Origin of the sequence: Streptomyces sp. NBC_01408 (assembly GCF_026340255.1) — a bacterium.
GTDB lineage: Bacteria > Actinomycetota > Actinomycetes > Streptomycetales > Streptomycetaceae > Streptomyces.
In genome coordinates, this window is sequence record NZ_JAPEPJ010000001.1 from 3,706,685 (window position 1) to 3,718,903 (window position 12,219).

Genomic DNA, 12,219 nt, shown 5'->3' on the forward strand with positions numbered 1-12,219 from the left:
GTTACGCCGCCGTCGCGGGCTCGCGTCCGGCGGCTGCGGCCGCCGCCTCCGCGCGGTCGCGCTTCTCCCTGCGGACGAGGACGATCCAGCCCACCGGCACCGCGGACGCGAACAGCCACCACTGGACGGCGTACGCCATGTGCGCGCCGATCGAGTCGTGGTCGGGCTCGGGGATCGGCTCGGGGCCGCCCTCCGGCGGGGCCGGAGCGGTGAGTTCCAGGTAGCCGCCGAGGACGGCCCGGCCCAGGGACTCCGCCTGCTGACCGCTGTTGATCAGCATCACCTGGCGGTCCGGGAGGCCCTTGCGGTCCTTGATGCCGCTGCCGCCGCTGGTCTCGTCGGCCTTCAGCCGCCCGGTGACCGTGACCTCGCCCGAGGGGGCGGCCGGCACCGGCGGGTAGGTGCGGGGGTCGTCGCCGCCCGGCACCCAGCCGCGGTTGACGAGCAGCGCCCGGCCGTCGGCGAGCACGAGCGGGGTCACGACGTGGAAGCCGACCTTGTCGTCGCCCGAGGTCCGCATCCGGACGACCACCTCGTGAGCGGAGTCGTAGGTGCCGGTCGCGGTGACGGCGCGCCAGTAGTCGGCGCGCGGGACCAGGTGGCCGGGGGAGGTGACCTCGGTGACGGGGGCGGGCTGCGCCCGCAGGTTCGTGTCGATCAGCTCGTTCTGCGCGACCCGGTGCTCGTGGCGGTGGAACTGCCAGAACCCGAGCTTGATCATCGCGGGGATGAGGGCGAGGGCGACGAGGGTGAGGCACACCCACTGCCGGGTCAGCACAAAGCGGTACACGCCCACGACGGTACCCCCAGCCGAGGCGACCCCGGCGGCCGGGTGGCCGTCCGGGGTCGTGGGGTACGGGACCGGGTACGGGGCGTCCGCGCGGGGATGCCGTGCGGGGTGGGGGGATCGGCTCGGTCAGACGTGGTCCTTGATGCCCACCTTCCCCTCCGCGCGGGCGCAGTGCGCCCCGCAGAACCACTGTCCCTCGACCTCGACGCCCTGCCCGATGATCTGGACCCGGCAGTGCTCGCAGATGGGCGCCATGCGGTGGATGGCGCAGGAGAAGCAGTCGAAGACGTGCACGGCGCCCTGCGCGTGCACCTCGAAGGACATGCCGTAATCGTTTCCGCAGACCTCACAACGTGCCATGCGCCGCATGCTGCGCACAGCGGCGGACCGGAACAAGATCCAGCGGGGTGAGTCGTCGCGCCTGCACCCGGGCGGCGCAACGCGCGCCGTTCGGGCGGGCCGCGGGGCGGCCGTCGGGAGGGCCCCGGGACCCGGACCCGTCCTACTCCTCGGCCGCCGCCACGTCCCGCAGCAGTTGGGTGAAGGCCGCCTCGTCGACGACCGGAGTGCCGAAGGACTTCGCCTTGACCGTCTTGGACGTCGCCGAGTCGGGGTCGTTCGTCACCAGGAGGCTGGTGAGCCGCGACACGCTCGTCGCGATGTGCAGGCCCGCCTCCACCGCGCGGTCCTCCAGCAGCTCCCGGTCGACCGAGGTGTCACCGGAGAAGGCGATCCGCATGCCCTGCTTCAGCGGCTTGCCGTCCTGGAAGCGCCCCGGGTTCGGGTGCGGGCACGGCGGCCGCTTGCGCGAGGGTCGCCAGCTGCCCTGGTACGAGGCCTGGTAGCCCACGCGCGGTGTGACGGGGGAGTCCGACCACTCGGTCAGCGGCCGGCACTCCAGCAGCGGCAGCCGTACGCCGTCCCGCGCGGCCGCGTGCAGCGACGGACGGAAGGCCTCGGCCAGCACCCGGGCGTCGTCGAGCGCGTGGTGGGCGCGCTGCTGGACCACGCCGAAGTGCGCGGCGAGCGACTCGAGCTTGTGGTTGGGCAGCGGGAGGTTCAGTTCCTTCGACAGGGCGATGGTGCACAGCCGCTGACGGACGGGTGCGGTCTCGGCGGCACGCGCGTACTCCCGGGCGATCATCTGCCAGTCGAAGATGGCGTTGTGCGCGACCAGCACCCGGTCCGCGAGCCGGCCGGCGAACTCCTCGGCGACGTCCTTGAAGAGCGGCGCGTCCTGGAGCATGTCGCTGGTCAGACCGTGGATCCACACCGGTCCCGGGTCCCGCTGCGGGTTGACCAGGGTGTACCAGTGGTCTTCCACGTTGCCCTGGGCGTCGAGCCGGTAGACGGCGGCGGAGACTATCCGGTCGTCGCGAGCGAGCCCGGTGGTCTCCACGTCGACGACCGCGTACCCCTGTGGGTACGCGGTCGGCCACATCGTCTCTGCGGTCGTACGGTCGTCGAGCATGGTCACAGAGGATATCGGCCCCGACTGACAGCCGTGGCCCCGATGTCCCTACGGCCCTCCCCGGACCGGGGCCCCGGAGGAGCTCAGCCCAGGGCCGCGCGAGGTCGCCCGCCGCCGGCCGTTCGAGACCGCAGCGGTCAACGGGCCCCGGCGGCAAGCTGCGACGACGGGGCACGGGCCCGAGCTCCCGGCTCATCGCGGCGGCGCGGACGGCGACAGAAGGGCCTGCACGAGGGCCCGTACGGACAGCAGGAAGAGCCGTTCCGGATCGGCCGGGCGGGCCAGGGCGCGGGCGAGCGCCGGGTCGTGGGGGGCGGCGGCCGGGTCCCAGAGTTCGCTCTCGGCGGGGGACTGGGCGGGGGCGCGTTCGCGGTTGCGCTCCACGAGCAGGAAGCCGACGATCTGGAACTGGACGGCGCGCACCGCGTCGGCCGCCCGGGCCCCGCGCAGTCCCGCGGCGTGCACCTCGTGGACGAGGGCCTGCTGGGCGGGCAGGAACATTCGCTCGGTGAGGCCGCGTTCGTGGACCATCGCGATCAGGTGCGGGCGCGCGCGCAGCTCGCGGCGCAGCACGCGGGCCACCGACAGGATCCGCTCGGCGGGGGTGCGTCCGGCGCCGGGGGTCCCACCGGACGCACTCTGGGGCAGGATCGCGCCCATCTCCTCGACCGTCCGCTCGACGAGGGCGTCCAGCAGTGACTCGCGGTTGCCGACGTGCCAGTAGATGGAGGTCACCGCGGTACCCAGCTCGGCGGCGAGCTTGCGCATCGTGAGGGCGGCCGGACCGTGCTGTCTGACCAGGGACGCGGCGGCGTCCAGGACCTCCGTACGGGTCAGCGCGGATCTGCTCATGGCGGACGCCCACCTATCTGTCGGTTCGTCAGTTCTCGTGCGTGCAGGGGTCTTTACCCTTCATCGGTGGCGGTGTAACTGTGTTACAGAACCGACTCCGCTCACGACGAGGAGGGTGCGATACATGGCACGCGTACGGTACGGAGCGCGCACCGAGGCAGAGATCGCGGCGGCGCGCGAGAAGAGTTCCAAACTCCCCGACATCTGGTCCACCGGTGTCGTCGCCGTCTGGGAGAGCGACCCGGACGTGGTGGCGGCGGTCCTGCCGCCCCCGCTCAAGCCCGCCGGACGGCCCCTGGTGCGGGCCAACATCAGCAAGGTCGACCTGCCCGGCTACCCGCTCGGCGCCGGCTCGGTGGCCGTCGCCGCCCAGCACGGCGGGGTCGAGGGCTGGTACCCGCTGGTCATGCCGATGACCCTGGAGCGCGCCCTGACCGGAGGCCGCGAGGTCTTCGGCGAACCGAAGAAACTGGGCGCGGTCACCGTCGAGCGCGACGGTCTGGTCGTCCGTGCCTCCCTCGCGCGGCACGGCATCGCCTTCGTGGAGGTGCGCGGGGCGGTGGACCGCGCGCTGCCGCTGCCCGAGCCCGTCCAGAAGACCGACTTCTACTTCAAGTTCCTGCCGGCCGTGGACGGTTCGGGCTTCGACGTGGATCCGGTCCTCGTGCACTGCACCCGCAACGAGAAGGTCCGCAAGCTGGAGCACATCACCGGGGACGTCGTCCTGCGGGAGTCCATGTTCGATCCGGTCGCGGACCTGCCCGTGCGCCGGCTCGTGGAGATCACCATCGGTGAGAAGACCACCGACCAGAGGGGCAGGGTCGTGGAACGGGTCAGCGCCCAGGCCCTGCTCCCGTACATCCACCAGCGCTACGACGACCCGATGCAGATCCTCGACGGCCCGCCCGAGGGGAGCGTCTGACATGCGGCTCGAACCAGGACAGGTGGCCGTGGTCACCGGCGCCGCAAGCGGCATCGGCCTCGCGATGGCCCGCCGCTTCGCCGCCGAGGGGCTGAAGGTCGTCCTCGCCGACGTGGAGGAGGGCGCCCTGGGCAAGGCCGCCGGTGAACTCGCCGCGCAGGGGGCGCAGGTCCTCGCCCGGACCGTCGACGTCAGCGAGCGCGACTCGGTGGTCTCCCTCGCCGACGCTGCGTACGAGACCTTCGGCGCCGTGCACGTGCTGTGCAACAACGCGGGCGTCGGCTCCGGTGCCGAGGGCCGCATGTGGCAGCACGAGCCGAACGACTGGCAGTGGGCCTTCTCCGTCAACGTGTGGGGCGTCTTCCACGGCATCCAGGCCTTCGTCCCCCGCATGATCGAGGGCGGCGGCCCGGGCCACGTCGTCAACACCTCCTCCGGCGACGGCGGCATCGCCCCGCTGCCGACCGCCTCCGTGTACGCCGTCACCAAGGCGGCCGTGGTCACCATGACCGAGTCGCTGTACGCCCACCTCAAGGCGGAAGGCGCCTCCGTCGGCGCCTCCGTCCTCTTCCCCGGACCGCACATGCTGCGCACGGGGCTGTGGGAGTCGCACCGCAACCGGCCCGAGCGCTACGCGAAGCAGCGGCCGCGCAGGACCCCGTACCGCAGCCTCGACCAGTACGAGGCGGCGATGCGCGAGGCGGGGCACGAGGTCGAGTTCACCCCCGTCGAGGAGGTCGCCGAGCACGTGGTCGACGGCATCCGCGCCGACCGCTTCTGGATGCTCCCCGAGAGCGAGCACAGCGACCGGCAGATCCGGGCCCGGTCGCAGTCGATGCTCGACCGGTCCAACCCCGCGTACCTGGAAAGCTTCATCCTCGACTGAGGGGCCTGACGTGAGCGAGACGCACGAAGAACCGCACGAAGGACCGCACGAAGGACCGTCTGCGGACCAGTACGACGACCCGTACCTGATCATCTCCTCGGACTGCCACGCGGGCCTGCCCACGGAGCGGTACCGGCCCTACCTGGACTCGCGCTTCCACCCCCGGTTCGACGAGTTCCTCGGCGAGCGCGACGCCCGCCGCGCGGAGGCCACCCGGCTCGGCGTCCGCAACGAGGCCTTCGCCGAGAAGTGGTTCCACGACCACGAGGAGGGCCTCAAGGGCGGCTGGGACACGGCCCAGCGGCTGAAGGAGCTCGACGGCGACGGCGTGGCCGCCGAGGTCGTCTTCCCCGACGCGGACGCCGTCGACAGCCAGACCGCGGCCCCCTTCGGGGTGGGCCTGGGCCTCTCCGGCGACCAGGACCCGGAACTGGGCATGGCGGGCGCGCAGGCGCACAACCGCTGGCTGGCGGAGTTCGTGTCGCAGCATCCCGAGCGGCACTGCGGCGTCGCCCTGCTGCCCATCACGGGCGAGCCGGCCGCGGTCGTCGCGGAGATCCACCGGGCCAAGGAGTCCGGGCTCGGCGCGCTGATGATCCCCGCCATGTGGGTGGACAAGGCGCCTTACCACGACCGGCGTTACGACCCCGTCTGGGCGGCGGCGGCCGAGACGCAGATGCCGATCGTCACCCACTCGGGGTCCTCTCCGCGCCACGAGTACGGCGACCACCTGGGAATCTTCGTCTCCGAGGTCACCTGGTGGCCGGCCCGCCCGCTGTGGTTCCTGCTCTGGTCGGGGGTCTTCGAACGGCACCCGGGCCTGAGGTTCGGCGTCGCCGAGTCGGGCTGCTGGTGGCTGCCCAACCAGCTGTGGTTCATGGACCGCCTCTACCTGGGCGCGCACGGCGGCAAGAAGCTCTCGCCGTTCGAGGAGCTCAAGCGGCCGCCGAGCGAGTACCTGGACCGGCAGGTGTTCGTCTGCGCGACGAACACCAAGCGCCGGGAACTGGCCCAGCGCTACGAGATCGGCGTGGACAACATCCTGTGGGGCTCCGACTTCCCGCACCCCGAGGGCACCTGGCCCGACACCCGCAACTGGCTGCGCAAGACCTTCCACGACATCCCGGTGGCGGAGACCCGCCGGATGCTGGGGCTCGCGGCGGCCGAGGTCTTCGGCTTCGACACGCAGAAGCTCGCCCCGCTCGCCCGCCGGATCGGCCCCACCCCGGCCGAGCTGGGCCAGTCCCCGGACCAGGCCGCCGTGGAGGCCTCCTGGGCCCGCTCCCGCGAGACGGGCCGGCACTGGCTGACGGGCGAGGACTTCCCGGTCCTGGGGGTGTCCGGATGAGCGGCGCCCCGGACCGCTACACGGTCATCTCGGCGGACTGCCACGCGGGCGCCGACCTGCTGGACTACAGGCCGTACCTGGAGAAGCGGCACCACGAGGACTTCGACGCCTGGGCCGCCTCGTACGTGAACCCGTACGAGGACCTCCTCGCCGACACGGCCGACCGGAACTGGAACTCCCGGCGCCGGCTCGCCGAGCTGGAGGCCGACGGCATCGTCGCCGAGGTGCTCTTCCCGAACACCATCCCGCCGTTCTTCCCGAACGCCTCCCTGATGGCGCAGCCGCCGGGCCCGCAGGAGTACGAGCAGCGCTGGGCCGGCCTCCAGGCGCACAACCGCTGGCTGGCGGACTTCTGCGCCGACGCCCCGGGCCGCCGGGCGGGCGTGGCCCAGATCCTGCTGAACGACGTGGACGCGGCGGTCCGCGAGATCCGCCGCACCAAGGAGGCGGGACTCACGGGCGGCATCCTCCTGCCCGGAGCCCCGCCCGGCTCGGGGATACCCGAGCTCTACTCGGCGGCGTACGACCCCATCTGGGCGGTCTGCGACGAGCTGGACGTACCGGTCAACCACCACGGCGGGTCGGCGTCCCCGCCGCTCGGCGACGAACCGGCGGCCCGGGCGGTGTTCATGGTGGAGACCACCTGGTTCTCGCACCGGGCCCTGTGGCACCTCGTCTTCGGCGGGGCCTTCCGCCGCCACCCGGGGCTCAAGCTGGTCCTGACGGAGCAGGGCTCCGGCTGGATCCCGGGCGTGCTGGAGATGCTGGACTATTACCACGGCCGCCTGGTGGCGGCGTCGGCCACGGCCGAGTCCAAGTTCGGGGCGGGCCTGGCCGAGGCGATGGGCAAGGGCCCGAGCGAGGTCTGGCGGGACAACTGCTTCGTGGGCGCGAGCTTCATGCGGCCCCACGAGGTCCCGCTCCGGGAGCGGATCGGCCTCGACAAGATCATGTGGGGCAGCGACTACCCCCACGACGAGGGCACCACCCCCTTCTCCCGCGAAGGCCTGCGCATCGCCTACGCGGGCCTCCCGAAGGAGGAGGTCGCCGCGATGGTCGGCGGCAACGCGGCCCGGGTCTACGGCTTCGACCTGCCCCTGCTGGACGCGGTGGCCGCGAAGTGCGGCCCCCGCGTCGAGGAGATCGCCGAACCCCTGACGCAGATCCCGCCCGAGGCCACGAGCCCGGCCTTCGCCCGCGGCGGCTCGGTCCGCGTCTGGTGACGCCGCTTCCCGCCGGGCGGATCAGCGGTCCGGGAACCTGATCCGCCCCGGCGGGACCGCGCTCTCGCGAACCCGCGGTAACCCCGATGGATACCGATCGGTAACAACCTCTAGCGGTGCCCCCGGGGGCGCCTCTATGGTGCCGTCATGCCGAACCTGCCCGATGTCGTGCTGTGGTCCATACCGGCCTTCGTGCTGCTCACCGTCCTGGAGATGGTGAGCTACCGGCTCCGTCCCGACGAGGACGCCGCCGGGTACGACACCAAGGACGCGGTCACCAGCGTCACCATGGGGCTCGGCAGCATCGGGTTCGACCTGCTGTGGAAGATCCCGGTCGTCGCGGTCTTCACCGCGGTCTACGAACTCACCCCGCTGCGGGTGCCGTTCCTGTGGTGGACCGCCCTGCTGATGCTGCTCGCCCAGGACTTCCTCTACTACTGGCAGCACCGGCTCCACCACGTCATCCGCATCCTGTGGGCCTGCCACGTGGTCCACCACAGCAGCCGGCGGTTCAACCTCACCACCGCCCTGCGCCAGCCCTGGACCAGCGCCACCACCTGGTGGTTCTACCTGCCGATGGTGGCCCTCGGCGTGCACCCCGCGGCGGTCCCGTTCTGCTACGGAATCAACCTCCTGTACCAGTTCTGGGTCCACACCGAGCGCATCGGGAAGCTGCCCCGCGCCTATGAGTACGTCTTCAACACCCCCTCCCACCACCGCGTCCACCACGCCTCCCAGGGCGGATACCTGGACCGCAACTTCGGCGGGATCCTGATCGTCTGGGACCGGATGTTCGGCTCCTGGGTGGGGGAGACGGAGCGGCCCGTCTACGGGCTCACCAAGAACATCGACACCCACAACCCGCTGCGCGTGGCCACCCACGAGTACGCCGCCATCGCCCGGGACGTACGCGCCGCCGCGAACTGGCGCGAGCGGGCCGGCCGGGTCTTCGCGGGCCCCGGCTGGCAGCCCCCGGCGGCCACCCCGGCCACGGCGCCGGCAGCGCCCACCGTCCCGGCTCCGGCGGCCACTCCGGCCCCGGCTGTCGCTCCGGCTGCGGCGGCCACCCCTGCCCCGGCCGCCGCTCCCGCCCCTGCCGTCGCGCCCACCGTCCCCGCCCCGGCCCCCGCCCCCGCCGCCGACGCCCTGCCGACCGTACGGGAGACCACCGCGTGAGCACCGCCACGCCCGCCGACCGGCCCGCCCCCGCCTGGGCCGCCCCCCGCGCGCCCGCCGGCCGCGAACGCCTCGCCCGGGCCGCCCTCGTGGCCTTCGCCGTGGCCGCCACCGCCGACCTCGGGTCCCTGCTGGCCGACTGGCACCTCGGGCACGTCCTCGCCAAGCCCCTCCTGATGCCGCTGCTCGTCGCCCACGTGATCGCCATCGGCGCCCCGCGCCTGCTGGTCGCCGCCCTGCTGTTCGGCTGGGGCGGGGACCTCGCCCTGCTCTTCGACGCCGAGGCCGCCTTCCTGATCGGCATGGGCTCCTTCGCCGCCGGGCACGTCTGCTACCTGGTGCTCTTCGGCCGCGGCGGCACCCGCCCGCTGCTCGGCGCCGCGTACGCCCTCGCGCTGGTCGGCACCGTCGCCCTGCTGTGGGGCGACCTGCCGGCCGATCTGCGGATCCCCGTCGCCGGCTACAGCCTGCTGCTCACCGCGATGGCGCTGCGCTCCAGCGCGCTCGGCCTGCGGGCCGGGGCGGGCGGGGCGCTGTTCCTGCTCTCCGACACGCTCATCGCCACCGGGGTCGCCGAATGGCCCCAGTTGCCCCGCCCGGACTTCTGGATCATGGCCACCTACCTGGCCGCCCAGTACCTCCTGGCCACTGGCGTGACCGCCCGGGAACCAGGCGTACGGTAGGACGGTCCTACAGGTCTTACAAGACCGAACGATCTCCGAGCCGGAGGACTGCATCACCATGCGCGCCACCGTCATCCACGCCCCGCACGACATCCGCGTGGAGGAGGTGCCCGACGCTGCGATCCAGCGCCCCGAGGACGCCGTCGTCCGCGTGCTGCGCGCCTGCATCTGCGGCAGCGACCTCTGGGCCTACCGCGGCGAGGCCGAGCGCCAGCCCGGCCAGCGCATCGGCCACGAGTTCCTCGGCGTCGTCGAGGAGACCGGCTCCGCGGTGTCCGGCCTGCGCGCCGGCGACCTCGTCGTCGCCCCCTTCATGTGGTCCGACGGCACTTGCGACTACTGCTCCGAGGGCCTCCACACCTCCTGCGGGAACGGCGGCTTCTGGGGCTCGGTCGGCCACGACGGCGGCCAGGGCGAGGCCGTCCGGGTCCCGCACGCCGACGGCACCCTGGTGAAGCTGCCCGCCGCGGCCGTCTCCGACGACCGCCTGCTCACCGGGCTCCTCGCGCTGTCCGACGTCATGGGCACCGGCCACCACGCGGCGCTCGGCGCGGGCGTGCGCAAGGGCTCCACGGTCGCCGTCGTCGGTGACGGCGCGGTCGGCCTGTGCGGGGTCCTCGCCGCCAAGCGCCTGGGCGCCGAGCGGATCATCGCACTGGGCCGCCACACCGTCCGTACGGACATAGCCAGGCTCTTCGGCGCCACCGACGTGGTCGCCGAGCGCGGGGAGGCCGCGGAGGCGGCCGTGCGCGAACTCACCCGCGGCCAGGGCGCGCACGCCGTCATCGAGGCGGTCGGCACCGAGCAGTCCATGCGCACCGCCGTGAACATCACCCGCGACGGCGGGACCGTCGGCTACGTCGGCGTCCCGCACGGCAGCGGCACCGGACTCGACCTCGGTGTCATGTTCGACCGCAACATCACCCTGCGCGGCGGTGTGGCCCCGGTCCGCTCCTACATCCCGGAGCTGCTGGAGGACATCCTCAGCGGCGCCATCGACCCGGCGCCCGTCTTCGACCGGGCCGTGTCCCTCGAAGAGGTCCCGGACGGCTACCGCGCGATGGACGACCGCAGTGCGCTCAAGGTGCTGATCAAGCCCTGACGCCGGACGGCCGGGAGGGCCGGGCGGGGGTCACCCCCGCCCGGCCCTCCTTCGTCGTACCGGGTGTTCCGGGACCTGCCCGGTGTTACTTCACGGCCTTGAGCGCGTCGACCACGCCGTGGCCGTAGTAGCCGGTCTGGCCCCACTTGCTCTCGCAGGTGGTGGCGTCTATCAGGGCGCCGGCGGCGTCGTAGATCTGGCTCGGGCAGTCCGCCTTGGTGGCCTGGCCCTTGAGCATGGCCTGGATCTGCGCCGGCCTGGCCGAGGGGTGCGCGCTCTTGAGCAGCGCCGCGACGCCCGCGACGTGCGGGGCGGCCATCGAGGTGCCCTGCTTGTAGCCGTAGCCCCCGCCCAGGACGGTCGACAGCACGCGGCCGTTGGCGTCCGGGGTGGCGGGGACCTGCCACTTGTCGCCGCCGGGGGCGGCGACGTCCACGACCCCGAGGCCGTAGCTGGAGTAGTACGACCGCAGGCCCTGGTCGCCGGTAGCCGACACCGTGACCACGCCCGGGAGCTGCGTGGGCAGGTCCAGGCAGACCTTGGGGTCGATGGTGCGCGGCCCCGGGGTGGTGTCGTTCGGGCTGGAGTCGTCCAGGATCGAGTCCGCGGCAAGGTCGTGGTTGGAGTTGCCGGCCGAGGCGACGTGGAGCGTGCCCTTGCGCTCGGCGTACTTGGTGGCCCGCCCGATGGCCTCCACCAGCGCCTTCTGGTCGTCGTCCGACTTGCAGTTGTAGAGCCAGGGGTCGACGTAATAGCTGTTGTTCGTCACCTCGATCCCCTTCTCGGCGGCGAACATGAAGCCGCAGACGACTGCCTCGGTGAAGAAGAGGCTCGTCCCGGGCTCGCTCACCTTGATGGCCGCGATCTTCACGCCGGGCGCGACACCGCTGATGCCGACGCCGTTGCGCGGGGCCGCGATGGTGCCGGCCACGTGCGTGCCGTGGTCACTGCCGTCGGCGTACGGGCGCCAGGCGCCCTCGCTGGTGTCCGCGACACCGCCGACGCAGTTGGCCGACTGCTCCTTGGAGAAGTTCGCGGCGAGATCGGGGTGGGTGTCGTCGACACCCGTGTCGATGATGCCCACGGTGACGTCCGGGCTGCCATCGTTGATCTTGTGAGCCTGATCGGCCTTGATCGTCCGCAGGTCCCACTGGTTGGACTCCAGGGGCTCCTGGCCCTCCTGGGCGGCGGCCGCCGCCTTGGCGGCGTCTGCCTCGCTCAGCCGCTGCGTGGCACCCTCGTCGGTGGTCTGCACCGTCTGGAGGGGGGCCGTACGGGTGGCGCCCACGGACACGAACAGGCTGCGCTGCGCTCGCAGCTGCTTGGCGAAGTCCGGGTTCTGGGAGTGTGCGACGACGACTCCGATCTGCTCATAGGCCGTCACCACCGTTCCACCAGCCCGCTCGATGGCCTTCTGCGCCTGCTTCGCCGTGCCGTACGCGGTCAGGTTCGCCACGTACGACAGCTTGGGCCCGGTGGTGTCGGCCTTGGAGGCCGTCGCCGCGTCCGCCGTGGTGCCCAGCGGGGCGGCGGAGGCCGCGACCGAGGGCAGGAAGGCGAGTGAGGCGGTGAGCGCCAGGCCGACCGGAACGGCGAGTACCCGCCGGCGGCCGGATCCCAGATGAGCCATGGGTTCTCCACATCATCTTCGAGAGAGCCGTCCGGACGTGGTCACGGCGGACGGGTTCATGACATGGGGAACCTAGTGCCGGCGTTCCCTTCTGCGCCATCAGTTCGAGAAATCAGTCCCTAAAGAAACATCGGGT

At 72.5% G+C, this 12,219-nt stretch carries 12 protein-coding genes; 7 read left to right on the forward strand and 5 right to left on the reverse strand.

The window, feature by feature from the left end:
* Position 1: 1 nt before the first annotated feature.
* The 4 genes from OG447_RS16890 to OG447_RS16905 form a co-directional block, all read right to left on the reverse strand.
* Positions 2-790, reverse strand: coding sequence for an SURF1 family protein (locus tag OG447_RS16890; RefSeq protein WP_266937424.1), 789 nt, complete (start codon positions 788-790; stop codon positions 2-4).
* A gap of 126 nt (positions 791-916) precedes the next feature.
* Positions 917-1,150, reverse strand: coding sequence for a hypothetical protein (locus tag OG447_RS16895; protein WP_078904345.1), 234 nt, complete (start codon positions 1,148-1,150; stop codon positions 917-919).
* A 142-nt stretch (positions 1,151-1,292) separates the two neighbouring features.
* Positions 1,293-2,267 carry a DEDDh family exonuclease gene (locus OG447_RS16900; protein WP_266937427.1) on the reverse strand — a complete coding sequence of 325 codons (975 nt, stop codon included), beginning with the start codon at positions 2,265-2,267 and terminating at the stop codon, positions 1,293-1,295.
* Positions 2,268-2,453: 186 nt separating this feature from the next.
* The gene (locus OG447_RS16905; protein WP_266937429.1) at positions 2,454-3,113 is read right to left on the reverse strand and encodes a TetR/AcrR family transcriptional regulator; all 660 of its coding nucleotides are present in this window, start codon (positions 3,111-3,113) and stop codon (positions 2,454-2,456) included.
* 124 nt (positions 3,114-3,237) lie between these two features.
* Between OG447_RS16905 and OG447_RS16910 the strand changes: the two genes are divergently transcribed.
* The 7 genes from OG447_RS16910 to OG447_RS16940 all read left to right on the forward strand — a co-directional run bounded on the left by OG447_RS16910 (position 3,238) and on the right by OG447_RS16940 (position 10,453).
* Entirely contained in the window at positions 3,238-4,035 is a 798-nt protein-coding gene (locus tag OG447_RS16910; RefSeq protein WP_266937431.1) for an acetoacetate decarboxylase family protein, read from the forward strand.
* 1 nt (position 4,036) lies between these two features.
* Entirely contained in the window at positions 4,037-4,921 is an 885-nt protein-coding gene (locus OG447_RS16915; RefSeq protein ID WP_266937433.1) for an SDR family NAD(P)-dependent oxidoreductase, read from the forward strand.
* Between the two features lie 85 nt (positions 4,922-5,006).
* Complete coding sequence (locus tag OG447_RS16920; protein ID WP_266938910.1) at positions 5,007-6,269, forward strand: amidohydrolase family protein; 1,263 nt, start codon at positions 5,007-5,009, stop codon at positions 6,267-6,269.
* Entirely contained in the window at positions 6,266-7,492 is a 1,227-nt protein-coding gene (locus OG447_RS16925) for an amidohydrolase family protein (protein WP_266937435.1), read from the forward strand. The genes OG447_RS16920 and OG447_RS16925 overlap by 4 nt, the downstream gene beginning before the upstream one ends.
* 147 nt (positions 7,493-7,639) lie before the next feature.
* Positions 7,640-8,668, forward strand: a complete 1,029-nt coding sequence (locus OG447_RS16930) for a sterol desaturase family protein (RefSeq protein WP_266937437.1) — start codon at positions 7,640-7,642, stop codon at positions 8,666-8,668.
* A gap of 89 nt (positions 8,669-8,757) precedes the next feature.
* Positions 8,758-9,351 carry a lysoplasmalogenase gene (locus OG447_RS16935; RefSeq protein WP_266938911.1) on the forward strand — a complete coding sequence of 198 codons (594 nt, stop codon included), beginning with the start codon at positions 8,758-8,760 and terminating at the stop codon, positions 9,349-9,351.
* A gap of 58 nt (positions 9,352-9,409) precedes the next feature.
* Positions 9,410-10,453, forward strand: coding sequence for a zinc-dependent alcohol dehydrogenase family protein (locus OG447_RS16940; protein ID WP_266937439.1), 1,044 nt, complete (start codon positions 9,410-9,412; stop codon positions 10,451-10,453).
* An 85-nt stretch (positions 10,454-10,538) separates the two neighbouring features.
* Here OG447_RS16940 and OG447_RS16945 read toward each other — a convergent pair whose 3' ends face one another.
* Entirely contained in the window at positions 10,539-12,083 is a 1,545-nt protein-coding gene (locus OG447_RS16945) for a S8 family serine peptidase (RefSeq protein WP_266937441.1), read from the reverse strand.
* Positions 12,084-12,219 lie beyond the last annotated feature (136 nt).

What these genes read in the sequence shown, in the direction of transcription:
- OG447_RS16895 (WP_078904345.1), bottom strand. Translation starts at nt 1,150, where the DNA reads ATGGCACGTTGTGAGGTCTGCGGAAACGATTACGGCATGTCCTTCGAG.
- OG447_RS16905 (WP_266937429.1), bottom strand. Translation starts at nt 3,113, where the DNA reads ATGAGCAGATCCGCGCTGACCCGTACGGAGGTCCTGGACGCCGCCGCG.
- OG447_RS16910 (WP_266937431.1), top strand. Translation starts at nt 3,238, where the DNA reads ATGGCACGCGTACGGTACGGAGCGCGCACCGAGGCAGAGATCGCGGCG.
- OG447_RS16915 (WP_266937433.1), top strand. Translation starts at nt 4,037, where the DNA reads ATGCGGCTCGAACCAGGACAGGTGGCCGTGGTCACCGGCGCCGCAAGC.
- OG447_RS16925 (WP_266937435.1), top strand. Translation starts at nt 6,266, where the DNA reads ATGAGCGGCGCCCCGGACCGCTACACGGTCATCTCGGCGGACTGCCAC.
- OG447_RS16930 (WP_266937437.1), top strand. Translation starts at nt 7,640, where the DNA reads ATGCCGAACCTGCCCGATGTCGTGCTGTGGTCCATACCGGCCTTCGTG.
- OG447_RS16940 (WP_266937439.1), top strand. Translation starts at nt 9,410, where the DNA reads ATGCGCGCCACCGTCATCCACGCCCCGCACGACATCCGCGTGGAGGAG.
- OG447_RS16945 (WP_266937441.1), bottom strand. Translation starts at nt 12,083, where the DNA reads ATGGCTCATCTGGGATCCGGCCGCCGGCGGGTACTCGCCGTTCCGGTC.